This window comes from Mycobacterium sp. IDUB_3, assembly GCF_055419585.1.
This window is the reverse complement of record NZ_JBVAXZ010000001.1, coordinates 4,259,153-4,285,760: the sequence shown is the minus strand read 5'-3', so window position 1 is coordinate 4,285,760 and position 26,608 is coordinate 4,259,153. Positions and strand designations below refer to the sequence as shown.

The following is a 26,608-nucleotide window of genomic DNA, read 5'->3' as shown; positions in this document are numbered from 1 at the left end:
CCCGCTCGCCGGCGGCACCGGCAAAAATTATTCGCCCGACGGCGATCGGCAGGGTAGACAGACAGACCGATGATGCGCGCCCCGACCCGGGGGTGGCGCCGGGGAAAGGAGAATCGGCTGTCCATTCTGTCCACACCGCTGGTCGCCGACGCGGCGGCGCGCACCTTCGCCGCTGCCTTCAGGCCCGCCCCCAAAGCCGCCGTGCGCTTCCCGGAGATTGCGGGCCGAACCACCGAAGTCGCGATCGACACCCGTCACGGCCCGGTGTCCGCGACCGTGTACCACCCGCCGGCGGCGACGAACCCGCCCGTCTACGTCAACGTGCACGGCGGCGGGTTCGTGGTCGGGCACCCCGAGCAGGACGATCCGTGGTGCCGCTACCTCGCCGCCAACGCGGGCGTGCTGGTGATCAACCCCGACTACGTGCTGGCGCCCCGGCACCGCTTTCCCACCGCGGCGCATCAGATCTACGACGTCGTCTGCTGGGCGGCCGGCCCCGGCCGCGACTGGGACGGCACCCGCCTGTGCGTCGGCGGTCAAAGCGCGGGCGGCAACCTCAGCGCCGCGGCCGCGCGGCTCGCGCTGGAGAACGGTGGCCCCGACATCGCGCTGCAGGTGCTGCACTACGCGCCGCTGGACCTGGTCACGCCCAGCCGCGACAAGCCATCCACCCTGGGCCGCCGCGCCATCATGAAGCCGTGGATGAGCGAGGTCTTCGACACCGCCTACATCCCCGAGCCGGCGCGGCGGCGCGACCGCCTGGCCTCGCCCGCCTGGGGTGACAACGCCGAAGACATCGCCGGCATCGCGCCCGCCCTGGTCGTGACGGCCGAGCACGATCGGCTGCGCGACGAAGCCCGCAGGTACGCAGGGAAACTCGGCGCCGTCGGAGCGTTAACGGAGTACCACGAGGTGGCCGGCGTCGACCACGGCTACAACATCATGAGCGAGGCCGCAGACGTCACGCGGCGCACCTACGCCCGCATCGCCGAACACGTCGTGCGCGCCACCGGCGCCTAGGAGGGCTCGAACGCGGCCGACTGCTCGACGATGTTCGTCATCACGCGCACCCCGATCGGCAGGGCCCGCTCGTCGAGATTGAACGTCGGCTGGTGCAGGTCCAGCTGCGGACCCACCCCCGGCCACACCCCCAACCGGGCCATCGCACCGGGAACCTCCTCCAGATACCAGGAGAAGTCCTCGCCACCGCCGGACTGGCGGGTGTCGGACAGGGCGTCGGGGCCGATCGATTCGATCGCGTGGGTGAGGATGCGCGTCGAGATGTCCTCGTTGACCACCGGCGGCACGCCGCGCCGGTATTGCAGCGTGTGCTCGATGGCCAGCGGCGCGAGCAGCCCGGACACCGTCTCGCGGATGATCTCCTCCAAGCCCACCCAGGTCTGCCGACTCGCGGTGCGCACGGTGCCGGCCAGCACGCCGCTCTGCGGGATGGCGTTGGCGGCGACGCCGGCGTTGACCGCGCCCCATACCAGCACGGTGCCGTTGCGCGGGTCAATGCGCCTCGACAACACCCCGGGCAGCCCGGTGATCAGCGTGCCCAGCCCGTACACCAGATCGGCGGTCAGGTGCGGCCGCGACGTGTGCCCGCCGGGTGAATACAGCGTGATCTCTATCTGGTCGGCCGCCGAGGTGATGGGGCCGTGCCGGACCGCGATCCTGCCGACCTCCAGCCGGGGGTCGCAGTGCAGGGCGAAGATCCGCGACACCCCGGTGATGGCGCCGGCCGCGATGGCGTCGATCGCCCCGCCGGGCATCAGCTCCTCGGCGGCCTGGAAGATCAGCCGCACCCCGATCGGCAGCTCGGGCACCGACGCCAGCACCAGCGCGGTGCCCAGCAGGATCGCCGTGTGCGCGTCGTGACCGCAGGCATGCGCCACGTTGGGCATGGTGGAGGAGTACGGAACGCCGGTGAGCTCGGCCATCGGCAGGGCGTCCATGTCGGCGCGCAACGCGATCCTGGGCTCGTGTTCGGGCCCGATGTCGCAGACCAGTCCGGTTCCGCCCGGCAGCACCTTCGGGTTGAGCCCGGCTCCGGCCAGCCGCTCGGCGACGAACTGGGTGGTGGCGTACTCCTGCCGGCCCAACTCGGGGTAGCGGTGGAGGTGCCGGCGCCACTCGACCAGGTCCTGGTGATGGGTGGCCAGCCACGAATTGGCGGCGTCGACGAGGCTCATGATTGCGTCCCGGCGCGCCTGCGCTCCTGCGCGTCCAGCACCCGGTTGCGCTGGGCGGGCGTCTGGGCCAACTGAACCACCGTGCGCGCCAGCATGATCGCGCCCTCGATGACCGCGCGGTCGGCGCTGGGACCGGCGGCCGCGTCGGCGAAGGCGCGCTGGTGAACCATGGCGCCGCCGGCGTCGACCCCGACCACCGGGTGGATTCCCGGCAGCACGTGCGTCACGTTGCCCATGTCGGTGCTGCCCATCGGCAGCGCCACCTCGTACTCGCGGGCCACCGGCTCGCGGCCGAGCCGGCACATCTCGTCGCGGAAGGTGTCGGCCAGCCATTGGTCGGGCTTCAGCTCGTCATACGGCGGTGCGGGGTTGTCGATGTCGTATTCGCAGCCGGTGGCCAGCGCGCCCGCGGCGAAGCACGCGTACATCCTGCCCTCGAGCTCGCGCAGGGATTCCGCTTCGACCGCGCGCATCGCGTACTGAAGCGCCGCGTGCCCGGGAATGACGTTGACCGCCTGCCCGCCGTTGGTGACGATCCCGTGCACCAGCTGCCCGGGCGCCAATTGCTGGCGCAGCAACCCGATGGCCACCTGAGCGACGGTGACCGCGTCGAGCGCGTTGATGCCTTGGTGCGGCGCAACGGCCGCATGGGATTCCTTGCCCCGGTAGCTCACCGTCGCTTCGGACAGAGCCAGCGAGCGGGCCGCCGCGATGTCGGCCGGTCCGGGGTGGAGCATGACCGCCGCGGCGATGTCGTCGAACACCCCGGCCTTCAGCAGCAGCGCCTTGCCGCCGCCGGCCTCCTCGGCCGGGGTGCCCAGCAGCGACACCCGCAGCCCCAGGTCGTCGGCCACCTCGGCCAGCGCGAGCGCGGTCCCCACCGCCGACGCCGCGATGATGTTGTGGCCGCAGGCGTGGCCGATCTCGGGCAGCGCGTCGTATTCGGCGCAGATGCCGATGGTCAGCGGCCCGCTGCCGAAGTCGGCGCGAAAGGCGGTGTCCAGCCCGCCGGCCGCCGGGGTGATCTCGAAGCCGCGCTCGGCGACCAGCGCCTGCGCCTTGGCGCAGCTGCGATGCTCGGCGAAGGCCAGCTCAGGCTCTCCGTGGATGTCATGAGACAACTCGACAAGGTCGGCACCACGCCGCCGCACGACATCTTCAACGCTGTCTAACGGGGTTATTGGCACTCTCGCAGTATCTCACTCACCGGTCTGCGCCCCTGAGGGGATGAAAGCTACACCAGTCCGGCGATGAATCCCGCCGCCTGGCCGGGGTACGGCGGTTCGGAGTAGTCGTGGTGCGCATCGCGGTCGCGGCCACCGACGACGCAGACGGGATCGCCCTCGCTGCACAGGTCGATGGCGCGGCCGGCGAAGGCACCCGTCGACGACAGCGGCGTGTTGAACCGGTTGCCGGGGTTGCCGAACACCGCGACGGCCCTGATCTTGCCGGCCAGTCCTGGATCCAACGCGGGCGCCGAGCCGAAGTTGCCGATGCGCTGGCCCACCGGCGGCACCCCCGCGAGCATCGAGACCGCGGCGGCGCCCTGCGAGAAGCCGCCGAGCACCAGCCGCGTCGACGGGCACTGGTCGACCATCTGCGCGATGTGGTCGCGGGCGTCGTTGGCGCCGTCGGCGGTGGTCAGGAAGTTGTAACTGGCCGGGTAGTTCACCGCGTAGGAGTCGACATTGCGCGATCCCAGCGCGGGCTGCAGCGCGGCGAACAGCGCGTCGCCCACCATCCCCAGACCGGGCGGCTCGGCGGTACCGCGGACGAAGATGAGTTGCACGTCGGGACAGTCCGCTCTCGCCGACGGCGCCGGGCCGAATGTGATCGAAACCACCGACAGCACAACGGCGACGGCTACTCCCATGACCGGGCCAACCACCGGCCACTTTCCAAGATTCATACGGCAGATCCTGACACATACCGGCGACACCGCCCCACCGATAGGCTCCCACTGTGACCGAAACCCCGTCCGACCCAGGCGACCTCGCGCGCCGGGCGGCCGAGGTCATCGCCGAACGCACCGGAATCGCCGAGCACGACGTCGCGATCGTGCTCGGATCGGGCTGGCCACCGGCCGTCACCGCGCTCGGCGCCCCCACCGCCGTGCTGCCCCAGGCCGAGCTGCCCGGGTTCTCCCCGCCCACCGCGGTCGGGCACACCGGCGAGCTGCTGTCGATACGCATCGGCGCGCACCGGGTGCTGGTGCTGGTCGGGCGCATCCACGCCTACGAGGGCCACGACCTGTGTCACGTCGTGCACTCGGTGCGGGCGGCCTGCGCGGCGGGCGTGCGCGCGGTGGTGCTCACCAACGCGGCGGGCGGGCTGCGCGCGGACATGGCCGTCGGCGAACCCGTGCTGATCAGCGACCACCTGAACCTGACCGCCCGTTCCCCGCTGGTCGGCCCGCAATTCGTGGACCTGACCGATGCCTACTCCCCGCGGCTGCGGGCACTGGCCCGCCAGGCCGACCCGACGCTGACCGAGGGTGTCTACGCCGGGCTGCCCGGTCCCCACTACGAGACGCCCGCCGAGATCCGGATGCTGCGCACGCTGGGCGCCGACCTGGTCGGCATGTCGACGGTGCACGAGACCATCGCGGCCCGGGCCGCCGGCGCCGAGGTGCTGGGCGTGTCGCTGGTGACCAACCTGGCCGCCGGGATCAGCGGCGAGCCGCTGAGCCACACCGAGGTGCTGGCCGCCGGCGCCGCAGCGGCCACCCGGATGGGGGCGCTGCTGGCCATGATCCTCGAGCAGCTTCCCCGGTTCTAGGCCATGACGCCCGAGGAGTGGATCGCCCACGATCCCGACCCGGCGACGGCCGCCGAACTCGCCGCGTGCGGCCCCGACGAACTCGCCGCGCGGTTCGCCCACCCCCTGAGGTTCGGCACCGCGGGCCTGCGTGGCCCGGTGCGCGGCGGGCCGGACGCCATGAACGTCGCGGTGGTGTCGCGGGCCAGCTGGGCGGTGGCACAGGTGCTGATCCGACGCGGCCTGCTCGGCTCCTCGGTGATCGTGGGACGCGACGCCCGGCACGGCTCGGCGGTATTCGCCACGGTGACCGCAGAAGTGCTTGCCGCCCAAGGTTTTTCCGTGCAGCTACTGCCCGGCGCGGTGCCCACCCCGGTGGTGGCGTTCGCGGCGCGGCACACCGGCGCAGCGGCCGGAATCCAGATCACCGCGTCGCATAACCCGCCCGCCGACAACGGCTACAAGGTGTACCTGGACGGCGGCATCCAGATCGTCTCCCCCACCGACCGCGAGATCGAGGCCGCCATGGCCACCGCCCCGCCGGCCGACCAGATCGCCAGGGCCCCGGTCAAACCCGCGCGCACCGACCTGATCGAGCGCTACATCGCACGGACGGCCGGCTTGCGGCGCGGCACCGGTTCGGTGCGGGTGGCGTTGACCGCGCTGCATGGGGTGGGCGGCGCGGTGGCCGCCGAGACATTGCACCGTGCGGGGATCATCGAAGTGCACTCCGTCGCAAGCCAACTCGCACCGGACCCGGAGTTTCCCTCCGTCGCGTTCCCCAACCCCGAGGAGCCTGGCGCCACCGACGCGCTGCTGGGCCTGGCCGCCGACGTCGGCGCCGACGTGGCGATCGCGCTGGATCCCGACGCCGACCGGTGCGCGGTCGGCATTCCCGAAGCAGGGCGGTGGCGGATGCTGTCGGGCGACGAAACCGGTTGGCTGCTGGGCGATTACCTGCTGTCCACGACCCAGTTGGACACACCGGTGGTGGCCAGCACGGTGGTGTCGTCGCGGATGCTGTCGGTCATCGCCGCGCGCCACGGCGCCGTCCACGTCGAAACCCTCACCGGCTTCAAATGGTTGGCCCGGGCCGACGCGAAAGTGCCCGGCGGCACACTGATCTACGCCTACGAGGAGGCGATCGGCCACTGCGTCGACCCCGCGGCCGTCCGCGACAAGGACGGCATCAGCGCGGCGGTGCTGGTGTGCGACCTGGTGGCCGCGGCCGCGCGGCGGGGCCGTTCGGTCTCCGACCTGCTCGACGACCTGGCCCGGCGGTACGGGGTGCACGACGTCGCCGCGGTGTCGCGCCGCGTCGCCGATCCCAGCGAGGCGGTCGAACTCATGCGGCGATGGAGGGCGGCCCCGCCGAAGGCGCTGGCCGGCTACACCGCGAGTCTCACCGATATCACCGACGCGCTGATCTTCACCGGCGGCGACGACGACACGTCGATCAGGCTGGTGGTGCGGCCTTCGGGGACCGAGCCGAAGTTGAAGTGCTACTTGGAGATTCGCTGTGCGGTGGACGACGACCTGGGCTCTTCGCGGCGGCGCGCCGGCGCCCTGCGCGAGGAGCTGGTCGCTGCGGTGCAGAGCTGGTGAACAGGTTGGGCCCGAATTGGCGGTCGCCGGCGTCACCGAGGCCCGGCACGATATAGGCCGCCTTGTTCAGGCCCTTGTCGACCGCGGCGGTGAACACCCGCGCGTCCGGCGCCGCTTTCTTCACCGCCGCAATGCCTTCCGGGGCCGCCACCACACAGAGCACGGTGATGTCCGTTGCGCCGCGTCGCGCCAACAGGTCGATGGCGTGCACCATCGACCCGCCGGTGGCCAGCATGGGATCGAGGACGATCACCGGCCTGCCCACGAGCTTGGGGGGCAGCGCCTCCAGATACGGCACCGGCAGGTGGGTTTCCTCGTTACGGGCGACACCGACGAAGCCCACCTCCGCGTCCGGTAGCGCGGCGTGCGCCGCGTCGACCATGCCCAGCCCGGCCCGCAGCACCGGCACCAGCAACGGCGGCTTGACCAAGCGCGTCCCGACGGTCGGGCCCACCGGGGTGCGGATCTTCACCGACTTTCGCGGCGCGTCCCGGCTGGCTTCGTAGACCAGCATCAGCGTCAGCTCCCGCAGCGCGGCGCGAAACCCGGCGGTGTCGGTGCGTTCGTCACGCAGCACCGTCAGCCGGGCGGCGGCCAACGGGTGGTCGACGACGCACATTTCCATGGGGTCGAGGGTATATAACGATCGGGCAAAGCCCTTCGGACACGCTCGCGTTCGTCCCGGAACACTGCCACGTCCGTTCCTATACTCCGGGCGTGTCGCGCGAAATTCGAAGTCCGAGAAGGCTGATCGGCGGGGCGTACCGGAGCCTGCGGATACTGGGCGCGTGGGCGCTGGTGGCTCTGGCGGCCAGCCCGTTGACCCCGCGCATAGGCCTTGCGGCAGCGGCCATTCCGCAACCGGCACACGTCGTGATCGTGGTCGAGGAGAACCGTTCCGAGAACGGCATCATCGGCAACAAGTCGTCGCCCTTCATCACCACGCTGGCCGCGAACGGTGCCAACATGACCCAGTCGTTCGCCGAAACCCATCCCAGCGAACCGAATTACCTGGCGCTGTTCGCCGGCAACACCTTCGGCGTGACCAAGGACCTGTGCCCGGTCAACGGCGGCGCCGCGCCGAACCTCGGCTCCGAATTGCTCGCCGCAGGCTACACATTCGTCGGTTTCGCCGAGGGCCTGCCCGCGGCCGGATCCCCGGTCTGCAGCGCGGGCAAGTACGCGCGCAAGCATGTGCCCTGGGCCAACTTCACCAACGTGCCGGCGGCGAATTCGCTGCCGTTCTCCGCGTTCCCGAGGGGCAACTACTCCAGCCTGCCGACCGTCTCGTTCGTCATCCCCGACAACGACGACAACATGCACGACGGCTCGATCGCGCAGGCCGACTCCTGGCTGAACCGCGAGCTGTCCGGGTACGCGAACTGGGCGGTGGCCAACAACAGCCTGCTGATCGTGACGTTCGATGAGGACGATAACGGCAGCCGCAACCAGATCCCCACGGTGTTCTATGGCGCCCACATCCGTCCCGGCAACTACAGCGAACAGATCAACCACTACAACGTGCTTTCCACGGTGGAGCAGATGTACGGATTGCCCAAGACGGGCTACGCCGCCAACGCCGCGCCCATCACCGATATCTGGGGCTAGTCCCGGACGGCCCGACAGGCGATCGCCGCAGGCCCGATGGCGACGACCCGCTTCGCCCGGCTCCGCCGCACTCGCGATCGCCGCTCGTCGCTATTCTGTGCCGCATGGTTGCTGACCTCGTGCCTATCCGCCTGAGCCTGTCCGATGGTGACCGCTACACCGTGTGGGCACCCCGCTGGCGCGACTCCGGCGACGAGTGGGAGGCGTTCCTAGGCAAGGACGAGGACCTGTTCGGGTTCGCCAGCGTCGCCGACCTGGTCGCGTTCGTGCGTTCGGACGACGACAACGACCTGACCGACCACCCGGCGTGGAAGGAGCTGCGGGCGGCGCACGCGCATACCTTCACCCCGGCCGCCGCCGCGCAGTTCGACCTCGTCGCCGTCGAGGAGCTGGTGGCGGAGAAGCCCACCGAGGAATCGGTGTCCGCGTTGGCCGGCGCACTGTCGATCGTGTCGTCCATCGGATCGGTGTGCGAGCTGGCGGCGGTGTCGAAGTTCTTCAACGGCAACCCCAGCCTGGGCACCGTGGCCGGCGGAATCGAGCACTTCACCGGCAAGGCCGGCGCCAAGCGCTGGAACGCGATCGCCGAGGTGATCGGGCGCAGCTGGGACGACGTGCTCGCCGCGATCGACGGGATCGTCAGCACCCCCGAGGTGGACCCCAAGCTGTCGGACAAGGCCGCCGACGAACTGGCCGAGGAGCGCGAGGAGGACGAGCCGGAGGAAGACACCGACGCCGAGGACGCCGTCGAGGAAGAGGCCCCCGAGGAAGCCGCGGAGGACGACGCCGAGGCGCAGGACGAGGACACCGACGACGAGCCGGACCGCGCGACCGGCGACAGCGTCGTGCTGGGCAGCGACAAGGACTTCTGGCTGCAGGTGGGCATCGATCCGATCCGGATCATGACCAGTTCTGGCACCTTCTACACGCTGCGCTGCTACCTGGACGAACAGCCGATCTTCCTGGGCCGCAACGGACGCATCAGCGTCTTCACGTCCGAGCGCGCGCTCGCCCGCTACCTGGCCGACGAGCACGACCACGACCTGGCCGACCTGAGCACCTACGACGACATCCGCACCGCCGCGACCGACGGCTCGCTGGCGGTCGAGATCACCGACGACAACATCTACGTGCTCAGCGGGCTGGCCGACGACCTGGCCGACGGACCGGACGCCGTGGATCGCGAGCAGCTGGAACTGGCCGTCGAGGTGCTCCGCGACATCGGCGACTACTCCGAGGAGAGCACCGTCGACAAGGCCCTCGAGACTTCCAAGCCGCTGGGCAAGCTGGTGGCCGCCGTCCTCGAGCCCGACTCGGTCACCAAGCCGTCGCCGCCGTACGCCGCGGCGGTGCGCGAGTGGGAGAAACTGGAGCAGTTCGTCGACGGACGCCTGCGCCGCGAGTAGCGCCGTCGTTTGACGGGATAGGTTGGGTGACGTGTCGCTTCCCGGTATCGGCCCGCTACCGCTCTACGGGTTCCAACGTCCTGGCCTGTTGCTGTTCGGCTTGGTGCCGCTGGCCCTGCTGGCCGTCTACATCCTGGTCCAGGCGCGGCGGCGCCAACGGCTGCACCGCTACACCGACACCCCCGTGCCGCAGTCGCCGTGGCGGCACCTCCCAATTGCCGTGTCGCTGCTGTGCCTGGCGCTGTTGACCATCGCGCTGGCCACCCCCACCCACGACATGCGCATCCCGCGCAACCGCGCCGTCATCATGCTGGTGATCGACATGTCGCAGTCCATGCGGGCGACCGACGTCGAACCCAACCGGCTCAAGGCCGCCGAACAGGCCGCCACCCAGTTCGCCGGCCAGCTCACGCCCGGCATCAACCTCGGGCTGGTCGGATTCGCCGGCACGCCCTATCTGCTGGTGCCGCCGACCCCGCAACACCAGGCCACCATCGACGCGCTGAAGAAGCTGGACTTCGCCGACAGCACCGCCACCGGCCAAGCGATCTTCACCGCCTTGCATGCGATCAGCGCCACCGCGGTCGCCGGCGGCGACAAGCCGCCACCGGCCCGCATCGTGCTGCTCTCCGACGGCGGCGAGAACAGGCCCTCCAATCCCAGCGATCCGCACGACGGCGTTTTCACCGCGGCGCGGCTGGCCAAGGACGAGGGCGTGCCCATCTCGACGATCTCGTTCGGGACCAAGGGCGGCGAGATCGAGATGGACGGGCAGCGCATCGCCGTCCCCGTCTCGACCGACCAGATGAAGACGGTCGCCAAGCTGTCCGGCGGGCAGTCCTACACCGCCACCACCCTCGGCGAGCTGCAAAAGAGCTACAACGCCATCGAGAACGAGATCGGCTACCGCACCGTGCCGGGGCCGGGCAGCGCCGGGTGGCTACGGCTGGCCGTGCTGACCGCCCTGATCGCGACGGCGCTGGCGCTGCTGATCAACCGGCGCCTGCCCAGCTGAGCACTCAGGCGGGCAGCCTGCGGTTCAGCAGCAGACCGGCCAACATGGCGCCGGCCATGACGAAGGCACCGAGCAGCATCCAGGCCAGGCTCGCGTCGCCCTTCACGGTTTCGTAGCCGATCTGGCGCTGCAGCGTCGAGTACACGTTCTTCAGCGAGTCCAGGCTGTCGGCGTGGAACGACTGGCCGTCGGTGATCTCGCAGATCTTCTGCAGCGTCTGGTCGTCCACCGGAACCGGGATGGTGGCGCCCTCGTAGTCGACGGTGCCGTACGGAGTGCCGAACGAGATCGTCGAGATCTGCACGCCCCCGGCCTTGGCGGCCCGGGCCGCGGTGAACGCTCCCTGCGGGGCATTGGGGTCCAGCGGCACGTTCTCGGCGCCGTCGGACTCCAACACGATCCGCGCCGGCGGCGGGCCGTCGCCGCCACCCATCACCGAACCCACCGTCGCGATCGCCTGCAAAGCGGTGAAAATGCCTTCTCCCGTAGCGGTTTTGGGCATCGGCTTGAGGCTGTCGATGCCCGCCTTCACCGCGCCGCGGTTGGTCGTCGGCGGCACCAACAGCGTGGCGTTGGCCGCGAACTCCACCAGCCCCAGGTTGATCGCCGGGGTCAGCTGGTCGGCGAACTGCTTGCCGGCCTCTTTGGCCGCGTCCAGGCGGTTGGGCGGCACGTCGGTGGAGGCCATCGACTCCGACACGTCGATCACCAGCATCACGACCGCACGGTTGAGCGGAATCCGCACATCCGACGTCGGCCCGGCCATCGCGGTGGTCAGCAACACCAGCGAGACGGCCAGCAGGATCGTCGGCACGTGCCGCCACTTGCTGGGCCGCGGCGGCGCCACCCGCTCCAGCACCTCCATGTTGGCGAAGCGCAGCACCCGGCGACGACGGGCGAATTGCTGCACGACGTAGAGGCCGATCACCAGCAGCACGATCAGCAGGACCAGGAAGAACCAGGCGTTCTGGAAGCCCGTGAGCGACACCGGTCCCAGCAGGGGCACCTTCATGTCCAGCCACACTAGGCGTCGAGCTCCAGCGGTGCATGGATCGCCGCCGGGGATTACCCGGCGACGAGATCGCGGCGCTGGGTGAACTTGATGTCCAGGCTGCGCAGGTGGGTCTGCAGCCCGGCGTCCTGGACCGGGATCAGGTGGGCCGGCTCATCGGTCTCGTTGTAGTGCGCGTGCCACATGCCCGGCGGGGTGGTGAAGGCGCACCCGGCCCGCCAGTCCACCCGGGTGGGGTCGACGATCTCGCCGCGGGAGTCGAGGCGGGTGCCCAGCAGCGTGTAGCAGCCGGACTCCGGGGCATCGAGGATGAGATCCAGCGCGACCGACTGGTGCCGGTGCGGGCGCTGCACCTGGTTGGGCGGCAGCACGCCGAACATGGCCCACAGCACATGGGTGATGGTCAGCGTCTGCTCCTGGTTGGCGTTGGCCAGCAGCACACTCACCCGGCTCTTGTCGTTGGCGCCCGGCCGGGAGGCGATCTCCTCCAGCTTGGCCACCGCGTCGGCGCGGCGGAACTTGGTCGCCGCAAAGCGCGGCCGGGTGGCCTCGGCGCCCAGGTAGCGCATCAGCGGCTCGTCGTGCACCCAGTACATGGCCGTGTCGGCGGCGGCGTAGAACACCGAGTGGCTGCCGGCGGGCAGCGTCACGAAGTCGCCCTTCTCCCACTCGACTAGCCGGCCGTTGACCGCCGCAAAGCCCCGCCCGTAGAGCACGTAGTACAGCTGTGAGGTGGCGTTGGGGCTGGTGTCGACCTGCTCCCGGGCCCGGATACTGACGAAGTTGGCCAGCAGCGCCGGGCTGGTCGCCGCGCCGGTGTCGATGCCCAGTTCGTCGGACAGATCCAGCGGGATCACCCCGGTCGGCGCGCCGAGGTAGATCTCGGGATCGAACCGCCGCAGCGGAACCTGCGGGACGTGCCCGGATCCGATCGGGTTGGCCGCCTTGGAGTACTCGAAGTATTCGGCCTGCTGCGCCCACTCCTGGAAACGCCCCTCGAACCCGTACTCGGCCATGTTGATCATCGGTGCCGGGATCGTCGGATCCAGGTTCGGCGTCAATATCTGCGTCGTGGGCATCTGCGGCCTCCTAGGCTCGGTCGTATCTCGTATCTGAATAGTATTTATCTTGTATCTCAGCGTCAATCCTCGCAGCTAGAAGCCCGTGGTGTACGGTGATGACCACGCTTGAGATACAACTTAGCTACCAGAAGCGGGGGTGCGCGTGGCGGCAAAGGATCCCCGGCCGGGCACGGCCAAGGACCGCGCGCTCGACTACGTCAAGGCGCAGGTGCTCACCGGCGAGCTCCCGGGCGGCGAGCTGATCAGCGAGGGCGACGTCGCCACCGCGCTCGGGATGTCGCGCACCCCGGTGCGCGAGGCGTTCCTGCGGCTGGAGGCCGAGGGGCTGTTGCGGCTCTACCCGCAGCGCGGCGCGTTGGTGGTCCCGGTCTCGCCCGACGAGGTGCGGGCGGTCATGGAGGCCCGGCTGGTGCTGGAGCAGTTCGCGGCCGGCAAGGTGATCGGACGCGGCCCGGCCGTCTGCGCCGTGGTCTTCGAACGGCAGACGGGCGAGCTGCGCCGGCAGCGCGAGGCCGTGGCGGCGGCCGACTGGCGGGAGTTCGTGGAATCCGACCGCGCCTTCCACGCCATCACCCTGGAAGAGTCGGGCAACGCCATCCTGTCGGCTTTCTACTCGACCTTGCGCGACCGCCAGATGCGGATGATCGGGGAATCGGCGCTGCGCGAACCCGATCGGGTGGCCACGATCATGGCCGAGCACGCGGACATCGCGGAAGCCTTGCGCGACGGCGACGTACCGCGCGCAGTGCGTGCGGTGCAGACCCACTTGGCCAGCACCGTGCGGGCCATGGGGCTGTCGGTGTTCTAGGACTCGGGTCGCAGGTGATCGACGGGTGTTCGCATCCGGCCGCGGACGATCGGCATGCAATCACCGGGGAGTTCCGTGGTGACCTGCACGCCGGAGCGGGTCAGTTCGTCGAGAAACCTCGGTAGCGGCTCCATCGCTCCGGTGGGTAGGTCGTGCAGCACGACCACGGTGTGCTGGTACCTGCGGGTATCGGCGAGCGCCCGGCTCACCCAGCCGTCGGGATCGGCCCAGTCGCGCGGGACGCTGTTCCACAGGACGCAGCTGTACTTCTCCGCGATGAGGTGATCGACCGCCGCCTGATTCAGACAGCGCCGGTCGAGCACGCCCTCCGTTCCCCATGGTCGGAAGTACCGATCGGCATCGGCGAAATCATCCAAAAGCTTTTGCGTACTGCTGATTTCGTGAATGGCTCTCGCCGAGGATAGCTCGCCCAGAGGTCGACCATGGGTGAAGGAGTGATTGCCGATCCGATGCCCATCACGCACGGCCCGCGCCATCAGCTCACGTCCCTGCGGCGCGCACACCCTCTCCCCGACGACGAAGAAGATGGCGGACATCCGCCGCTGAGCCAGCGCATCGAGAACCTGATCCGTGACGCCGGGAGTCGGGCCGTTGTCAAAGGTCAAAGTGATCTTCGGCGACACATTCTCATGCATAGCAGGTGCTCACCCGTCACGTCATGGTTGCCTGACTGATCGATCAGACAGTATGTTATCGGGTAACCGGTGCCGAAGAGAAGAGTCGATGTTGACCGCAACAGTTCCGGAGGCTCAGCACAACGCTGGTTCCGCGGCGACGGCAGGCGACGCCCGGCAGCGAATCCTGCGGACCACGGTGAGGTGCTTCGGCGCGTACGGCTACGAGAAATCCTCGATGAAGCTCATCTCGAACGAGGCCGGCGTTTCGCAGACGCTGCTGCACTATCACTTCGAGACGAAGGAAAAGCTCTTCCAGGCGGCGATCGACGACATGGCTAAGACGATGTTCTCCACCGCTTCGGCCCGACTGACGGATGCGGTGTCCGTGGGTGAGGGCCTGACCAAGGCGGCCGATCTGGTCTACACCCTGTTCATCGACAACCTCGACGCCGTCACCTTCATGGTCGAGTTCGCCGCAGCGGCCAACCACAACGAGTTCTTGCGGACCGCGTATGTCGACTATCGCGATACCCAGCGCGGGCGGATCGCCGAGCTGCTACGCACGATCATTGGTGACGATGCGCCGGCGGGTTTGATCGACGAGACGGTGCATCTCTTCGAAATCGTGCTGCTGGGCATGTCGATGCAGCGCCCGTTCATCTCCGACACTTCACACTTCCGCAGCGATTTCGACGCTTTCGCGCGCATGATCGGCACCCACATCACCGAAGGATTGGATCGGAGGAGCTGATGATCCCGACCACCACCACGGCGCCAGTGCCGCTGATGGTCGAAGACGCGGTGACAGGATCCGGTGCCAGACGTATTTTCGTGCGCCGCTATGACAATGACAACGCCGACTATGTCTTGGTGCTGGTGCATGGGACCGCCGGGAACAGCGAGGGTTACGACACGTTCGCCGAGCACATGCGCCGCCACTATCGGGCGGCGGTCTATTCGTTCGACCTCACCGGGCACGGTCGCACCGAGGGCATGGCGGGTGTGTTCACCTTCGAAGACTTTCTCGAAGACACCAGGGCAGTAACCGATTACGCCGCACGACGCACTTCGCTACCCGTCGTCGTGCACGGCGCCAGCCAGGGTGGCGAAGTCGCTTTTCACGCGCTCGACGCGTGCCCGGCCGTGGCGGCCGGTGTATGCATGAACATCCTGTTGAACCACGAGACGCCAATGAGCATGGCGATCCGACTGTTTCAGTCGCGCCCAGCGCAATGCGCCGCAGCCAGGATAGGTGACCGACTGCCGGTCCCGCTGCGACGGTTCATAGACTTCAAGGCTGCCTACCAAGAAGACCCCGGATTGCTGGACACGAAGAAGAAGGACCCGCTCTACGTCTGGTCGTATGGATTTAAGAGCTACCACTCCGTGTTCAACTATGTCCCGCGTCTGCCCGCCGCCGCCAATTCGAAACCCGTTCTGATCACCTGCGGCGAGCACGATGAAATCGTCGGCGCCGAGCGCTGCCGCGCATGCTTTGAGCGGATCGGCGGAACCAAAGACTTTTTCATGATGCCCGGCGGCGGCCATCAGCTCATGTTGTTCGACAGAACCGTCTACAGCCGGGTCATCGACTCGTGGATTCGGGAGCGTGTGCTCGGCAACGCCCAATCATGGGAAGCGGCAATCGAACCCGAAGAGCAGCGCTACTTCGAGTTCCTCGACCGGGAACGAGCCAATGACGCAGCCGGTGAGCCCGAGTACCGCTATTCGATGATGGATCGCGCTCTGGTGCGGATCTGCAACGGCACGATCGAGCGCGGCGTCCGTTATTTCTCGAACGCTGACGTCAGCGCACAGTGGCGCTTCACCGCAGAACTGGTCAGCGAAATCGACTACACCGCATGGGATTTTCTACGCGACTACCTTCCATCCGCGAACACCGAACGCCCGCGGATGGCAGTGGTCGGCTGCGGCAGCGGCGGGGCGATCGCGGGATTGCTGGAACGATATCCGGAGTTGGGCGAGTGGGACATCGTCGGCGTCGACGTCGACTATAAAGCGATCGACGCAGCCCGCAAGCTCTTCACCGACAACACCAGGCTGCAGTTCATTGTCGGCGATGCACGAACCGCGGATGTGTTGGCGGCCAGTCGGTTCGATCTTGTTTACCTGCACGGAGTCCTCGACCATTGCACCGAGCACCGCCGTCTGTTCGACAGTGTATTACGCGCGCTGAAGCCGGGCGGCCGGATGTTCTACGTCACGCCGGATCGCAACCTGTTCACCTGGCTTTGCTTCGTCGCGGTTGGGCCGCTGTACGTGTTCGGTCTGCACAAGTCCAACCACGACTTTCGGCGATTCCCCCGCCCGGCGGAGTTGAACAGCCTGCTTCAGGCCGCCGGTTTCGAGTTGCTGACCAGGCGAGACCGGCCGACCGCACCGGCGATGATCGGCCTCGAGTACAAGTCTGGGATGAATCCGTTCCCGGTCAGGAGGTCGGTGCGCACCCGCGTCCTCGACGAGAAGATCTTCAAGCACACCAGCCCCAGGTGGTGGTTGCGCAATGGCTTCATCGGTGAGTATGTGGGGGCGGCGCAAAAACCGAGCCGATGAATTTCGGAGCAGCTTAGAACATCGATGCCAGCCGCTAACCGATCAACACGGCATAGCGCGGCTTGATCACCTCATCGATGATCGCCAGGCGCTCGTCGAACGGGATGAACGCGGACTTCATCGCATTGATGGTGAAGCGCTCGAGGTCGCTCCACCCGTAGCCGAAAGCTTGTACCAGCCGGTGCATTTCGCGGCTCATGAAGGTGTCGCTCATCAGCCGGTTGTCGGTGTTGACGGTCACCCGGAAGCGGGCGCGGGCCAGCAGATCGAACGGATGCTCGGCGATGCTCTTGACGGCACCGGTCTGCACGTTCGAGCTGGGGCACAGTTCCAGAGGAATTCGCTTGTCCCGCAAGATGGACGCCTGTCGACCCAGCCGGACTCGCCCGTCGTCGGACACCTCGATGTCGTCGACGATGCGCACCCCGTGGCCCAGCCGGTCCGCTCCGCAGAAGGCGATCGCCTCATGGATGGACGGCAGCCCGAACGCCTCACCGGCATGAATGGTGAAGCGGGCGTTGTGGTCTCGCATGTACTCGAAGGCGTCCAGGTGCCGGGTCGGCGGGTTGCCCGCCTCGGCGCCGGCGATGTCGAATCCGACGACTCCCCTGTCCCGGAACCGGATCGCCAGCTCGGCGATCTCCCGGGACACCGCCGCGTGCCGCATCGCGGTGACCAGCAGGCGCACCACGATCGGGCGATTCGCTGCCGCACAAGCCTTTTCGCCGTCAGCGAAGCCGGCGAGCACGGCGTCGACGATCGCGTCGAATGACAGCCCTCGGTCGATGTGCAGCTCGGGCGCGAACCGGACCTCGGCGTACACCACCGAGTCCTCGGCCAGATCCTCCACGCACTCGTAGGCGACCCGATGCAGGGCCTCCGGTGTCTGCATCACCGCCACGGTGTGCGAGAACGGCTCCAGGTAGCGCTCCAGCGAGCCGCTGTGCGAACGGGTGCGAAACCACGTCGCCAGGTCGTCGACGTCGGTGGCGGGCAGCCCGTCGTAGCCGACCTGCCCGGCGATGTCCAGCACGGTGGACGGGCGCAGCCCGCCGTCGAGGTGGTCGTGCAGCAGGGCCTTGGGGGCCTTTCTGATCTGCTCGAGTCCCAGCGGTGTGGTCATGTGACGATCCGATCGATGATCAGCGGTCGGGAGGCCGGTGCTGTGTCGTCGACGCTCCACCCGCCGTCGAGCTCGGCGAGTGCGGCACCGAAGCGGTCCGGGGTGTCGGTGTAGAGGGTGAACAACGGCTCACCGGCCGTGACCGGCTCGCCGGGGCGGCGGTGGATGCGGATACCCGCGCCCAACTGCACGCGTTCGCCCGGCCGGGACCTGCCCGCACCGAGGCGCCATGCCCCCAGCCCCACTGCCATCGCGTCGATATCGCCCATTGTGCCGCCCCGCGGGGCGATAACGGTCTCGGCGTGCCCGGCGATGGGCAGCGGCACCGACAAATCGCCGCCCTGGGCCGCGATGAGCCGACGGAACCGGTCCATCGCGGTGCCGTCGCGCAGCGTGTCCGCGGGATCGCGGTCGTCGATCCCGGCCAGCTCGAGCATCTCGGAGGCCAGCCGCAACGTCAGCTCGACGACGTCGGGCGGGCCGCCCCCGGCCAGCACCTCGAGCGACTCGGCGACCTCCAGGGCGTTGCCGACGGTCGCGCCCAGCGGGCGGTTCATGTCGGTCAGCAGCGCGCGGGTCGGCACCCCGTGCGCGGCGCCCAGCCCGACCATGGTGTGCGCCAGCTCGCGGCACTGCCGCTCGGAGTCCAGCAACGCCCCGGAGCCGACCTTCACGTCGAGCACCAGCGCGCCGGCCCCCTCGGCCAGCTTCTTGCTCATGATCGAGCTGGCGATCAGCGGCAGCGATTCGACCGTGGCGGTGATGTCGCGCAGCGCGTACAGCTTGGCGTCGGCCGGGGCCAGGTCACCGGCGGCGAAGATGGCCGCGCCGACCTCGCGAAGCTGGTCGCGGACGCGGCGGTTGGACAGCTCGGCGCTGAACCCGGCGATGGATTCCAGCTTGTCCAGGGTCCCACCGGTGTGGCCGAGCCCCCGGCCCGACGCCTGCGGAACCGCGGCCCCGCAAGCGGCGACGACGGGCACCAGGGGCAGGGTGATCTTGTCCCCCACCCCGCCGGTGGAGTGCTTGTCGACCGTGGCCAGGCCCAGGTCGCCGAAGTCGAGCGTGTCGCCCGACGCCAGCATCGCCGCCGTCCACCGGGCGGTCTCGCCGGGGTCCATGCCGCGCAACAGGATCGCCATCAGCAGCGCGGCCATCTGCTCTTCGGCCACCCGGCCGTCTGTGTAGGCGCCGACGACCCAGTCGATGGCGGCGTCGGACAACCGGCCGCCGTCGCGCTTGGTCCTGATCACCGTGGGCGCGTCGAACGTGACGTCAGTCAAGTGCGTCCCCGGAGCTCAGGGTGCCGTCACGTTCTCTGTGATGAATGACGCCAGAGCGCCGGTGAGCTGTGTCGAGAACGGTAGGGCCTTCGTGTAATTGGCCGGCGTTCTGCTGGTGTCCTCCTTGAGGACATGGTCGACGCCGGTCAGGTGGACATAGTCGGTCTTCGTTCCCGCGCTGGTCAGGCCGGGCACCAGGTAATCGACGTCCTGGCAGGTGATCTGCAGGTCGGCGTCGCTGCAGGTGATCAAGACCGGCATGGCGCGAGGTAGCTTGGCGGCCAGGGCCGCCGGGTCGATTGCGTCTTCCTGCAATAGCGCCCGCGCGTTCGCGGCGTTGATCACCGGCTTGAGCGCCGGCGGTTCGTCGGGCGGGACCGTTCCGGTCGCGCGGAACTCCTGGATGGCTTTATCGATCGCCGCCGTGCTTTCGGCGGCCCGGGCGGCGGGGAGTCGCCCGGACCGGACGGCCGCGTCGGCCTGGGCGTGGGCCTGCTCGGACAGATGGTCGAGGATGCGGCGGCTGGCCGGCTCCACCAGCCCCAGGGCCTGCACCGCGGGAGCGGTTCCCGGCGCGGCGGTGGCCAACATCATCGCGTACAGGGCGCCCTCGCTGTGGCCGACCACTATGAGGCGAGTCCGGTCGATGCCGGATCGGCCGGCCAGGAAGTTCAACGCGGCCGTCGCCTCGTTTTGGAACGCGTCGATATCGACCGTTGTCGGGTCCGTCGCGTAGTGGCCCAGGCCGGTCTGGCCGGTGCCGAGCTTGTCGTAGCGCAAGCTGGCGACGCCATCGTTGGACAGGGCCTGCGCCAGGTTCCGCAACGTGTCGACCTGACCCGGCATGACGGCCGAGTCACCGTTGCGATCCGTGGGCCCGCTACCGGCGATCAACAACGCCCCCGGCACGGCGCGGCCCTGCCCCGCCGGATGGCGGAACGTGCCGTACACGGTCATATCCGCCGCCGAGAACGAGACGGCGTCCTCCATCCAGGACCCGGGCGCCGACGACGCAGTCGAAGATGACGCGGTCGAAGATGACGGCTTCGCCGCGGGCGATTGCGACGAGCATCCCGCCGCCCCCATTCCCGCCACGATCAGCACCGCAACCAAGAGTCTGGGCAACGATTTGGGCAGCGATCCCGTCGGCATCATCGGTGCGCTCCCCGTTGCACACGGATGACCGTAAGCCGACCGGCAACGCTCAGCAAGCTGCGGCGCGCCGACTCGGCGAAGGCGGTCAGCCGCGCCCCGCGGCCAGGTCGTCGGGGCCGAAGGCGTCCGGCAGCAGGTCGCCGAGCCGGCGCGGCCCGTCCGGGTGGTCGATCAGCAGTTCGGGCCCGCCGTGTTCGAGCAGCACCTGACGGCAGCGCCCGCACGGCATCAGCGCCGATCCCCGCCCGTCCACGCATGCCAGCGCCACCAGGCGCCCGCCGCCGCTCGAATGCAGCGCGCAGACCACCGCACATTCGGCACAGAGACCAAGGCCATATGAGATGTTCTCCACATTGCAACCGGCGACCACCCGGCCGTCGTCGATCAGCGCGGCCGCCCCGACCCGGAACCGCGAGTAGGGTGCGTAAGCCCCCGCTGAGACATCGATCGCCTTGTCCCGCAACGTCTTCCAGTCGATCTCAGGCATAACGAAACCCCGCTCACCCATCGCCGATTCCGACAGTCACCCTAGTCGCAAAACGGCTGTTCGCTTGGCGGACATTGGCGCAAGTCACACCGTGTGCGAGCTAAGCTCAAGTGCCCGGAGTGGCTGACGTTGAAGTCGGAAGAAGGCGGTGAGGACTGGGGTGACTACGCAACCGACAACCGCGGATCCGGCGGCACCGGTATCGGCTCCCTCGCGCAAACGCAGGCCACCGCGGACGCTGTACCGCGGCGACCCCGGCATGTGGTCCTGGGTGCTGCACCGGATCAGCGGCGCGACGATCTTCTTTTTCCTGTTCGTCCACGTGCTGGACGCCGCGATGCTGCGGGTGAGCCCGCAGACCTACAACGCGGTGATCCACGACTACCAGATGCCCATCGTCGGCCTGATGGAATACGGACTGGTCGCCGCGGTGCTCTTCCACGGCCTGAACGGCATCCGGGTGATCCTGATCGATTTCTGGTCCGAGGGCCCGCGCCACCAGAAGCTGATGTTCTGGATCGTCGGCATCGTGTTCCTGCTGCTGATGGTTCCGGCCGGCGTGGTGACGGTCATCCACATGATGGAGCACTTCCGATGAGCAGTCCGGACCTGCAGCTGGGCCGGGGCGAGGCGGCCCCGGTCAAACAGCGCCTGTACGACCGTCCCGCCAGCCTGGACAACCCCCGCTCGCCGCGGCGGCGGGCCGGCATCCCCAACTTCGAGAAATTCGCCTGGCTGTTCATGCGGTTCTCCGGGATCGCGCTGTTCGTACTGGCGATCGGGCACCTGTTCATCATGCTGATGTGGGATGACGGCGTTTACCGCATCGACTTCAACTACGTGGCGCAGCGCTGGGCGTCGCCGTTCTGGCAGTTCTGGGACCTGGCGCTGCTGTGGTTGGCGCAACTGCACGGCGGCAACGGGCTGCGCACCATCATCGACGACTACAGCCGCAAGGACAGCACCCGGTTCTGGCTCAACAGCCTGCTGCTGTTGTCCATGGGCTTCACGTTGGTACTGGGCACCTACGTGCTGCTGACATTCGACCCCAATATCGGAGGCTGAACATGTTTGCGCCACCTCCTCATCGCCTCGCTCTGCATCGTCGGCGGCGGCCGTGATCCAGCAACACCGGTACGACGTGGTGATCGTCGGCGCGGGTGGTGCCGGCATGCGGGCCGCGGTGGAGGCGGGTCCGCGGGTGCGCACCGCGGTGCTGACCAAGCTCTACCCCACCCGCAGCCACACCGGGGCCGCTCAGGGCGGCATGTGCGCGGCGCTGGCCAACGTCGAAGAGGACAACTGGGAGTGGCACACGTTCGACACCGTCAAGGGCGGCGACTACCTCGCCGACCAGGACGCCGTGGAGATCATGTGCAAGGAAGCCATCGACGCGGTGCTAGACCTGGAGAAGATGGGGATGCCGTTCAACCGCACCCCCGAGGGCCGCATCGACCAGCGCCGGTTCGGCGGGCACACCCGCGACCACGGCAAGGCCCCGGTGCGCCGGGCCTGTTATGCCGCCGACCGCACCGGCCACATGATCCTGCAGACGCTGTACCAGAACTGCGTCCGGCACGACGTGCAGTTCTTCAACGAGTTCTATGCGCTGGACCTGGTGCTCACCCAGACCCCGAGCGGTCCGGTGGCCACCGGGGTGGTCGCCTACGAGCTGGCCACCGGCGACATCCACGTCTTCCACGCCAAGGCAATCGTGCTCGCCACCGGTGGCTCGGGCCGGATGTACAAGACCACTTCCAACGCGCACACGCTGACCGGTGACGGCATCGGCATCGTCTTCCGCAAGGGACTTCCGTTGGAGGACATGGAGTTTCACCAATTCCACCCGACGGGCCTGGCGGGCCTGGGCATCCTGATCTCCGAGGCGGTGCGCGGTGAGGGTGGCCGGCTGCTCAACGGCGAGGGCGAGCGCTTCATGGAGCGCTACGCCCCGACGATCGTCGACCTGGCCCCGCGCGACATCGTGGCCCGCTCCATGGTTTTGGAGGTTCTGGAGGGCCGCGGCGCGGGCCCGCACAAGGACTACGTCTACATCGACGTCCGCCACCTCGGCGAGGACGTGCTCGAGGCCAAGCTGCCCGACATCACCGAGTTCGCCCGCACCTACCTGGGCGTGGACCCGGTGCACGAGCTGGTCCCCGTCTACCCGACCTGCCACTACGTGATGGGCGGCATCCCGACCACGGTCACCGGACAGGTGTTGCGGGACAACACTTCCACGGTGCCGGGGCTGTACGCGGCCGGCGAGTGCGCGTGCGTGTCGGTGCACGGGGCCAACCGGCTGGGCACCAATTCACTGTTGGACATCAACGTGTTCGGCCGCCGGGCCGGCATCGCCGCGGCCAACTACGCGCGGGGGCACGACTTTGTCGACATGCCGCCGGAGCCGGAGGCGATGGTCGTCGGCTGGGTCGGCGACATTTTGAGCGAACACGGCAACGAGCGCGTCGCCGACATCCGCATCGCCCTGCAGCAGTCGATGGACAACAACGCCGCGGTGTTCCGCACCGAGGAGACACTGAAGCAGGCGCTGACCGACATCCACGCGCTGAAGGAGCGGTACGCACGAATCAGCGTGCACGACAAGGGGAAACGATTCAACAGCGACCTGCTGGAGGCGATCGAGCTGGGCTTCCTGCTGGAGCTGGCCGAGGTCACCGTGGTCGGCGCGCTGAATCGCAAGGAGTCGCGCGGCGGCCACGCCCGCGAGGACTATCCCAACCGCGACGACGTCAACTTCATGCGCCACACCATGGCCTACAAGCAGGGCAGCGACCTGCTGAGCGACATCGCGGTGGACTTCAAGCCCGTGGTGCAGACGCGCTACGAACCCAAAGAACGGAAGTACTGATGGCCGAAGGCGTCGGAACCGAAGAGACGGCCGAGGTCGAGACCAGCCTGGAGCCACCGCTGCCGGCGATTCCCGACGGCGCGGTGATGGTGACCGTCAAGATCGCGCGGTTCAACCCCGACCAGCCCGACGCCTTCGCGGAAACCGGTGGCTGGCAAAGCTTTCGGGTGCCGTGCCTGCCCAGCGACCGGATGCTCAACCTGCTGATCTACATCAAGAGCTACCTGGACGGGACGCTGACCTTCCGCCGCTCCTGCGCGCACGGGGTGTGCGGCTCGGACGCCATGCGCATCAACGGCGTCAACCGGCTGGCGTGCAAGGTGCTGATGCGCGACCTGCTGCCCAAGAGTAGGCCGGGCAAGCCCCAAAAAACCTTGACCATCACGGTCGAGCCGATCCGCGGGCTGCCGGTGGAGAAGGACCTGGTGGTCGACATGGAGCCGTTCTTCGACGCCTACCGGGCGGTGAAACCGTACCTGATCACCACCGGCAACCCGCCCACCCGCGAACGCATTCAGAGCCCGACCGACCGCGCCCGCTACGACGACACCACCAAGTGCATCCTGTGCGCGGCATGCACCACCAGCTGCCCGATCTTCTGGCACGAGGGCAGCTACTACGGACCGGCGGCGATCGTCAACGCGCACCGGTTCATCTTCGACAGCCGCGACGAGGCCGCCGCCGAGCGCCTGGACATCCTCAACGAGGTCGACGGCGTGTGGCGCTGCCGCACCACGTTCAACTGCACCGAAGCCTGTCCCCGCGGCATCGAGATCACCAAGGCGATCCAAGAGGTCAAGCGCGCGATCATGTTCTCCCGCTAGGCGCTTGACCGGCGGCCAGTCGTCCGATCAGGGCGTTGATTCGCCGCGGCGATTACCCGCTACGTGCCCCGGCCCGACGCGGTCGTCGTCGCCGTCCGATTCCGGCATTTCCGAAGCCGGCTGTTCGTCGGCCGGAGACTGACTCGCACCGCCAGGGGTGCTCGCCGGGCTGGCTGACTTGTAATCGGGATTCGTCGCCGGGCCCGTAGCACCGCCGGTGCCTTCGGTGTCCGTCGCGGCACTTTCTCGGCGTCCCTCGTACGGCGGGATTGCACTGCCCGTGTCTTGCGGTGGCAGTTCGCCGGTGCCGCTGTAGGTATCCGACGCGGTCGGATCGCTCATCGGCGGATTCGCGTCTTCGTCCACGGTTCCGACGGGACGATCTCCGCCGCCGGGCTCCGGAGTGTCCGTGCCGGTGTCGCGCGCGCCGCTACCCAACTCAGGGTCGTCGAAGCGCTCCTGCCTCGCATCGTCGGGCTGTTGATCATTTTGAGAGGTCATAATCTGTCTCCTCACCCTCTCGCTGCCCCGCCGCGCCGGTTGGCGTGGCGAGAGTGAGGGTCGGGTACCCGGACCTTCTGACGGGAAACACCTGCTCACGGCGATCGGACCGACCGTGCCGTCACACATCGCGGGCCCGCTTCGTCCGATCTGTATGACACAGAAAACCCGCATCGAGCCCCTGCCGCCCAAGCGCACCGGATTGCTGACCCGGGTGATGTACCGGATCGCCAAGCGGCGCTACGGCCAAGTTCCCGAACCCTTCACCGTCACCGCGCACCATCGCGGGCTGATGATCGCCGGCGCCCTGCACGAGACCATGCTGGACCGGGCATCGAAGACATTGCCGGTCAGCGTGCGCGAGCTCGCGGTGTTCTGGACCGCGCGCACGGTCGGCTGCTCGTGGTGCGTCGACTTCGGGTCCATGCTGCAGCGCCTCGACGGCCTGGACATCCAGCGCCTCAAGGAGATCGACAACTACGCCACATCAACGGCATTCACCGACGACGAGCGCGCGGCCATCGCCTACGCCGACGCGATGACCACCGACCCGCACACGGTCACCGACGAGCAGGTCGCCGATCTGCGGGCCCGCTTCGGCGACGCCGGGGTGATCGAGCTGACCTATCAGATCGGCGTGGAGAACATGCGGGCGCGGATGAACACCGCGTTGGGCATCACCGAGCAGGGCTTCAATTCCGGTGACGCCTGCCGCGTTCCCTGGGCCACCCAGCTCAACGAGCCCGCAGCGGGGAGCCGGTGAATTTGTCCGGGTTGGCCACATCCCAAAGGGCGCAGACCTTTCCGTCGCGCACCGTCGCGGCCATGATCCGCGGCATCATCTCGCGATACCCGTCGCTGGCGGGGCAGCCGGGCGTGTAGCCGCCCAGCTCGCCGTTGACCAGCCCCAGCTGATACGAGGTGAACATCGCCGGGCCGTAGCGCTGGGCCAGGCCGAAGAAGAACCGGGCCACCTTGTCCGCGCCGTGGATGACGTTGATCGCGGTGGGCGCCTTGCCATTCGCGTCGCCGGTCAGGATCACGTCGGGATGCAGCAGCGCCACCACGGCCTCCAGATCGCCGGATGCCATGGCGGCCAACAACTTCCCGACCACCTCGCTGTGCGCCGGATCGGGCTTGGGTGGCGCCTCGGCCGAGACGGCCTTGCGGGCCCGCGACGCCAGCTGGCGGGCGGCGGCCTCGTTGGTCCCCAACACCTGGGCCACCTCCGCGAACGGCACGGCGAACCCGTCGTGCAGCACGAAGGCGACGCGCTGATCGGGTGACAGCCGCTCCAGCACCACCATCGCCGCGAACCGCGCGTCCTCGCCGGCCACCACCGCGGACAGCGGATCGGCCGTGTCGAAGCCGGTGACCACCGGCTCGGGCAACCAGTTGCCGATGTAGGTCTCGCGACGATGCGCGGCCGAACGCAACCTGTCCAGGCCCAGCCTGCTCACCACCGTGGTCAGCCAGGCCCGCAGGTCGGTGATCTCTGATCCCTTGTCGGGGTCCTGCCGGTGCCAGCGCAGCCAGGCGTCCTGCACGATGTCCTCGGCATCGGCCACCGTGCCGGTCAGCCGGTAGGCGACCGACATGAGGTGGGGCCGTAGCGACTCGAACTCGCTGACCTGCTGCGCTGAGGTCATGTCAACGAGCCTAG

At 68.5% G+C, this 26,608-nt stretch carries 26 protein-coding genes and 2 pseudogenes; 15 read left to right on the top strand and 13 right to left on the bottom strand.

What is annotated here, in order from left to right; translation table 11 throughout:
- Nucleotides 1-201 precede the first annotated feature (201 nt).
- Nucleotides 202-1,020: an alpha/beta hydrolase gene (locus tag ACZYVJ_RS20000; RefSeq protein WP_463833073.1), complete on the top strand. Its 819-nt coding sequence runs from the start codon at nt 202-204 to the stop codon at nt 1,018-1,020.
- Here the strand turns inward: ACZYVJ_RS20000 and ACZYVJ_RS19995 are convergent.
- The 3 genes from ACZYVJ_RS19995 to ACZYVJ_RS19985 are packed head-to-tail and all read right to left on the bottom strand — an operon-like array spanning nt 1,017 to nt 4,044.
- Nucleotides 1,017-2,195, bottom strand: a complete 1,179-nt coding sequence (locus ACZYVJ_RS19995; RefSeq protein ID WP_463832616.1) for a M20 family metallopeptidase — start codon at nt 2,193-2,195, stop codon at nt 1,017-1,019. The genes ACZYVJ_RS20000 and ACZYVJ_RS19995 overlap by 4 nt on opposite strands.
- Nucleotides 2,192-3,382, bottom strand: a complete 1,191-nt coding sequence (locus ACZYVJ_RS19990; RefSeq protein ID WP_463832615.1) for a M20 family metallopeptidase — start codon at nt 3,380-3,382, stop codon at nt 2,192-2,194. The genes ACZYVJ_RS19995 and ACZYVJ_RS19990 overlap by 4 nt, the downstream gene beginning before the upstream one ends.
- 47 nt (nt 3,383-3,429) lie before the next feature.
- On the bottom strand, nt 3,430-4,044 hold the full coding sequence (locus ACZYVJ_RS19985) for a cutinase family protein (protein ID WP_463833072.1): 615 nt from the start codon (nt 4,042-4,044) through the stop codon (nt 3,430-3,432).
- A 113-nt stretch (nt 4,045-4,157) separates the two neighbouring features.
- Between ACZYVJ_RS19985 and ACZYVJ_RS19980 the strand changes: the two genes are divergently transcribed.
- Both ACZYVJ_RS19980 and ACZYVJ_RS19975 read left to right on the top strand, forming a co-directional pair.
- Complete coding sequence (locus ACZYVJ_RS19980; protein ID WP_463832614.1) at nt 4,158-4,973, top strand: purine-nucleoside phosphorylase; 816 nt, start codon at nt 4,158-4,160, stop codon at nt 4,971-4,973.
- A 3-nt stretch (nt 4,974-4,976) separates the two neighbouring features.
- The gene (locus ACZYVJ_RS19975; RefSeq protein ID WP_463832613.1) at nt 4,977-6,557 is read left to right on the top strand and encodes a phospho-sugar mutase; all 1,581 of its coding nucleotides are present in this window, start codon (nt 4,977-4,979) and stop codon (nt 6,555-6,557) included.
- 7 nt (nt 6,558-6,564) lie between these two features.
- On the opposite strand, the pseudogene upp reads toward ACZYVJ_RS19975, so the two are convergent.
- Nucleotides 6,565-7,182, bottom strand: a pseudogene (gene upp / locus ACZYVJ_RS19970) (uracil phosphoribosyltransferase); the annotation flags it as partial.
- 92 nt (nt 7,183-7,274) lie between these two features.
- Here upp and ACZYVJ_RS19965 point away from each other — a divergent pair.
- The 3 genes from ACZYVJ_RS19965 (at nt 7,275) to ACZYVJ_RS19955 (ending at nt 10,586) form a co-directional block, all read left to right on the top strand.
- On the top strand, nt 7,275-8,165 hold the full coding sequence (locus ACZYVJ_RS19965; protein WP_463832612.1) for an alkaline phosphatase family protein: 891 nt from the start codon (nt 7,275-7,277) through the stop codon (nt 8,163-8,165).
- 104 nt (nt 8,166-8,269) lie between these two features.
- Nucleotides 8,270-9,571 (top strand): protein export chaperone SatS, encoded by a 1,302-nt coding sequence (gene satS / locus ACZYVJ_RS19960; protein WP_463832610.1) that lies wholly within the window; start codon nt 8,270-8,272, stop codon nt 9,569-9,571.
- A gap of 31 nt (nt 9,572-9,602) precedes the next feature.
- The gene (locus ACZYVJ_RS19955) at nt 9,603-10,586 is read left to right on the top strand and encodes a VWA domain-containing protein (RefSeq protein ID WP_463832609.1); all 984 of its coding nucleotides are present in this window, start codon (nt 9,603-9,605) and stop codon (nt 10,584-10,586) included.
- A 4-nt stretch (nt 10,587-10,590) separates the two neighbouring features.
- Here ACZYVJ_RS19955 and ACZYVJ_RS19950 read toward each other — a convergent pair whose 3' ends face one another.
- Nucleotides 10,591-11,598 (bottom strand): VWA domain-containing protein, encoded by a 1,008-nt coding sequence (locus ACZYVJ_RS19950; RefSeq protein WP_463832608.1) that lies wholly within the window; start codon nt 11,596-11,598, stop codon nt 10,591-10,593.
- Between the two features lie 53 nt (nt 11,599-11,651).
- The gene (locus tag ACZYVJ_RS19945) at nt 11,652-12,677 is read right to left on the bottom strand and encodes a cupin (protein WP_463832607.1); all 1,026 of its coding nucleotides are present in this window, start codon (nt 12,675-12,677) and stop codon (nt 11,652-11,654) included.
- 145 nt (nt 12,678-12,822) lie between these two features.
- Here ACZYVJ_RS19945 and ACZYVJ_RS19940 point away from each other — a divergent pair, with 145 nt between their 5' ends.
- Complete coding sequence (locus ACZYVJ_RS19940; protein ID WP_463832606.1) at nt 12,823-13,488, top strand: GntR family transcriptional regulator; 666 nt, start codon at nt 12,823-12,825, stop codon at nt 13,486-13,488.
- Here ACZYVJ_RS19940 and ACZYVJ_RS19935 read toward each other — a convergent pair.
- Nucleotides 13,485-14,144, bottom strand: coding sequence for a polysaccharide deacetylase family protein (locus tag ACZYVJ_RS19935; RefSeq protein WP_463832605.1), 660 nt, complete (start codon nt 14,142-14,144; stop codon nt 13,485-13,487). The two genes, ACZYVJ_RS19940 and ACZYVJ_RS19935, sit on opposite strands and share 4 nt — an antisense overlap.
- Nucleotides 14,145-14,232: 88 nt before the next feature.
- Between ACZYVJ_RS19935 and ACZYVJ_RS19930 the strand changes: the two genes are divergently transcribed.
- Together ACZYVJ_RS19930 and ACZYVJ_RS19925 are read left to right on the top strand one after the other, a co-directional pair.
- On the top strand, nt 14,233-14,877 hold the full coding sequence (locus ACZYVJ_RS19930; protein WP_463832604.1) for a TetR/AcrR family transcriptional regulator: 645 nt from the start codon (nt 14,233-14,235) through the stop codon (nt 14,875-14,877).
- Nucleotides 14,877-16,700, top strand: a complete 1,824-nt coding sequence (locus ACZYVJ_RS19925; RefSeq protein WP_463832603.1) for an alpha/beta fold hydrolase — start codon at nt 14,877-14,879, stop codon at nt 16,698-16,700. Before ACZYVJ_RS19930 ends, ACZYVJ_RS19925 begins: the two co-directional genes overlap by 1 nt.
- 34 nt (nt 16,701-16,734) lie before the next feature.
- Here the strand turns inward: ACZYVJ_RS19925 and ACZYVJ_RS19920 are convergent, their stop codons facing one another.
- From ACZYVJ_RS19920 to ACZYVJ_RS19910, 3 genes are read right to left on the bottom strand one after another with little or no spacing between them, the layout of a single operon-like run.
- Nucleotides 16,735-17,823 (bottom strand): adenosine deaminase, encoded by a 1,089-nt coding sequence (locus ACZYVJ_RS19920; protein ID WP_463832602.1) that lies wholly within the window; start codon nt 17,821-17,823, stop codon nt 16,735-16,737.
- The gene (locus tag ACZYVJ_RS19915) at nt 17,820-19,106 is read right to left on the bottom strand and encodes a thymidine phosphorylase (RefSeq protein WP_463832601.1); all 1,287 of its coding nucleotides are present in this window, start codon (nt 19,104-19,106) and stop codon (nt 17,820-17,822) included. Before ACZYVJ_RS19915 ends, ACZYVJ_RS19920 begins: the two co-directional genes overlap by 4 nt.
- Before the next feature lie 15 nt (nt 19,107-19,121).
- Nucleotides 19,122-20,063 (bottom strand): alpha/beta fold hydrolase, encoded by a 942-nt coding sequence (locus ACZYVJ_RS19910; RefSeq protein ID WP_463832599.1) that lies wholly within the window; start codon nt 20,061-20,063, stop codon nt 19,122-19,124.
- Here ACZYVJ_RS19910 and ACZYVJ_RS19905 point away from each other — a divergent pair.
- Nucleotides 20,047-20,289, top strand: coding sequence for a hypothetical protein (locus ACZYVJ_RS19905; RefSeq protein WP_463832597.1), 243 nt, complete (start codon nt 20,047-20,049; stop codon nt 20,287-20,289). The two genes, ACZYVJ_RS19910 and ACZYVJ_RS19905, sit on opposite strands and share 17 nt — an antisense overlap.
- Before the next feature lie 57 nt (nt 20,290-20,346).
- On the opposite strand, the gene ACZYVJ_RS19900 is transcribed toward ACZYVJ_RS19905, so the two are convergent.
- The gene (locus tag ACZYVJ_RS19900) at nt 20,347-20,748 is read right to left on the bottom strand and encodes a cytidine deaminase (protein WP_463832595.1); all 402 of its coding nucleotides are present in this window, start codon (nt 20,746-20,748) and stop codon (nt 20,347-20,349) included.
- Between the two features lie 259 nt (nt 20,749-21,007).
- Here ACZYVJ_RS19900 and sdhC point away from each other — a divergent pair, with 259 nt between their 5' ends.
- Genes sdhC through ACZYVJ_RS19880 form a run of 4 tightly spaced genes read left to right on the top strand, consistent with a single transcriptional unit; the run spans nt 21,008 to nt 24,444 of the window.
- Nucleotides 21,008-21,346: a succinate dehydrogenase, cytochrome b556 subunit gene (gene sdhC, locus ACZYVJ_RS19895; protein WP_064878689.1), complete on the top strand. Its 339-nt coding sequence runs from the start codon at nt 21,008-21,010 to the stop codon at nt 21,344-21,346.
- Nucleotides 21,343-21,813 (top strand): succinate dehydrogenase hydrophobic membrane anchor subunit, encoded by a 471-nt coding sequence (locus ACZYVJ_RS19890; protein WP_463832594.1) that lies wholly within the window; start codon nt 21,343-21,345, stop codon nt 21,811-21,813. Before sdhC ends, ACZYVJ_RS19890 begins: the two co-directional genes overlap by 4 nt.
- A gap of 52 nt (nt 21,814-21,865) precedes the next feature.
- Nucleotides 21,866-23,620 (top strand): succinate dehydrogenase flavoprotein subunit, encoded by a 1,755-nt coding sequence (sdhA, locus tag ACZYVJ_RS19885; RefSeq protein WP_463832593.1) that lies wholly within the window; start codon nt 21,866-21,868, stop codon nt 23,618-23,620.
- Entirely contained in the window at nt 23,620-24,444 is an 825-nt protein-coding gene (locus ACZYVJ_RS19880) for a succinate dehydrogenase iron-sulfur subunit (RefSeq protein ID WP_463832592.1), read from the top strand. The genes sdhA and ACZYVJ_RS19880 overlap by 1 nt, the downstream gene beginning before the upstream one ends.
- A gap of 27 nt (nt 24,445-24,471) precedes the next feature.
- Here ACZYVJ_RS19880 and ACZYVJ_RS19875 read toward each other — a convergent pair whose 3' ends face one another.
- A complete protein-coding gene (locus ACZYVJ_RS19875) occupies nt 24,472-24,945 on the bottom strand; it encodes a hypothetical protein (RefSeq protein ID WP_463832591.1) in 474 nt (157 codons plus the stop codon).
- A gap of 121 nt (nt 24,946-25,066) precedes the next feature.
- Between ACZYVJ_RS19875 and ACZYVJ_RS19870 the strand changes: the two are divergent.
- Nucleotides 25,067-25,708: pseudogene (locus tag ACZYVJ_RS19870) on the top strand (carboxymuconolactone decarboxylase family protein); the annotation flags it as partial.
- Here the strand turns inward: ACZYVJ_RS19870 and ACZYVJ_RS19865 are convergent.
- Entirely contained in the window at nt 25,680-26,594 is a 915-nt protein-coding gene (locus tag ACZYVJ_RS19865; protein ID WP_463832590.1) for a sigma-70 family RNA polymerase sigma factor, read from the bottom strand. The pseudogene ACZYVJ_RS19870 and the gene ACZYVJ_RS19865 sit on opposite strands and share 29 nt — an antisense overlap.
- Nucleotides 26,595-26,608: the final 14 nt, after the last annotated feature.

What these genes read in the sequence shown, in the direction of transcription:
- ACZYVJ_RS19995 (WP_463832616.1), bottom strand. Translation starts at nt 2,195, where the DNA reads ATGAGCCTCGTCGACGCCGCCAATTCGTGGCTGGCCACCCATCACCAG.
- ACZYVJ_RS19975 (WP_463832613.1), top strand. Translation starts at nt 4,977, where the DNA reads ATGACGCCCGAGGAGTGGATCGCCCACGATCCCGACCCGGCGACGGCC.
- satS (WP_463832610.1), top strand. Translation starts at nt 8,270, where the DNA reads ATGGTTGCTGACCTCGTGCCTATCCGCCTGAGCCTGTCCGATGGTGAC.
- ACZYVJ_RS19950 (WP_463832608.1), bottom strand. Translation starts at nt 11,598, where the DNA reads ATGAAGGTGCCCCTGCTGGGACCGGTGTCGCTCACGGGCTTCCAGAAC.
- ACZYVJ_RS19945 (WP_463832607.1), bottom strand. Translation starts at nt 12,677, where the DNA reads ATGCCCACGACGCAGATATTGACGCCGAACCTGGATCCGACGATCCCG.
- ACZYVJ_RS19935 (WP_463832605.1), bottom strand. Translation starts at nt 14,144, where the DNA reads ATGCATGAGAATGTGTCGCCGAAGATCACTTTGACCTTTGACAACGGC.
- ACZYVJ_RS19930 (WP_463832604.1), top strand. Translation starts at nt 14,233, where the DNA reads ATGTTGACCGCAACAGTTCCGGAGGCTCAGCACAACGCTGGTTCCGCG.
- ACZYVJ_RS19925 (WP_463832603.1), top strand. Translation starts at nt 14,877, where the DNA reads ATGATCCCGACCACCACCACGGCGCCAGTGCCGCTGATGGTCGAAGAC.
- ACZYVJ_RS19920 (WP_463832602.1), bottom strand. Translation starts at nt 17,823, where the DNA reads ATGACCACACCGCTGGGACTCGAGCAGATCAGAAAGGCCCCCAAGGCC.
- ACZYVJ_RS19910 (WP_463832599.1), bottom strand. Translation starts at nt 20,063, where the DNA reads ATGACCGTGTACGGCACGTTCCGCCATCCGGCGGGGCAGGGCCGCGCC.
- ACZYVJ_RS19900 (WP_463832595.1), bottom strand. Translation starts at nt 20,748, where the DNA reads ATGCCTGAGATCGACTGGAAGACGTTGCGGGACAAGGCGATCGATGTC.
- sdhC (WP_064878689.1), top strand. Translation starts at nt 21,008, where the DNA reads ATGTGGTCCTGGGTGCTGCACCGGATCAGCGGCGCGACGATCTTCTTT.
- ACZYVJ_RS19890 (WP_463832594.1), top strand. Translation starts at nt 21,343, where the DNA reads ATGAGCAGTCCGGACCTGCAGCTGGGCCGGGGCGAGGCGGCCCCGGTC.
- ACZYVJ_RS19880 (WP_463832592.1), top strand. Translation starts at nt 23,620, where the DNA reads ATGGCCGAAGGCGTCGGAACCGAAGAGACGGCCGAGGTCGAGACCAGC.
- ACZYVJ_RS19875 (WP_463832591.1), bottom strand. Translation starts at nt 24,945, where the DNA reads ATGACCTCTCAAAATGATCAACAGCCCGACGATGCGAGGCAGGAGCGC.
- ACZYVJ_RS19865 (WP_463832590.1), bottom strand. Translation starts at nt 26,594, where the DNA reads ATGACCTCAGCGCAGCAGGTCAGCGAGTTCGAGTCGCTACGGCCCCAC.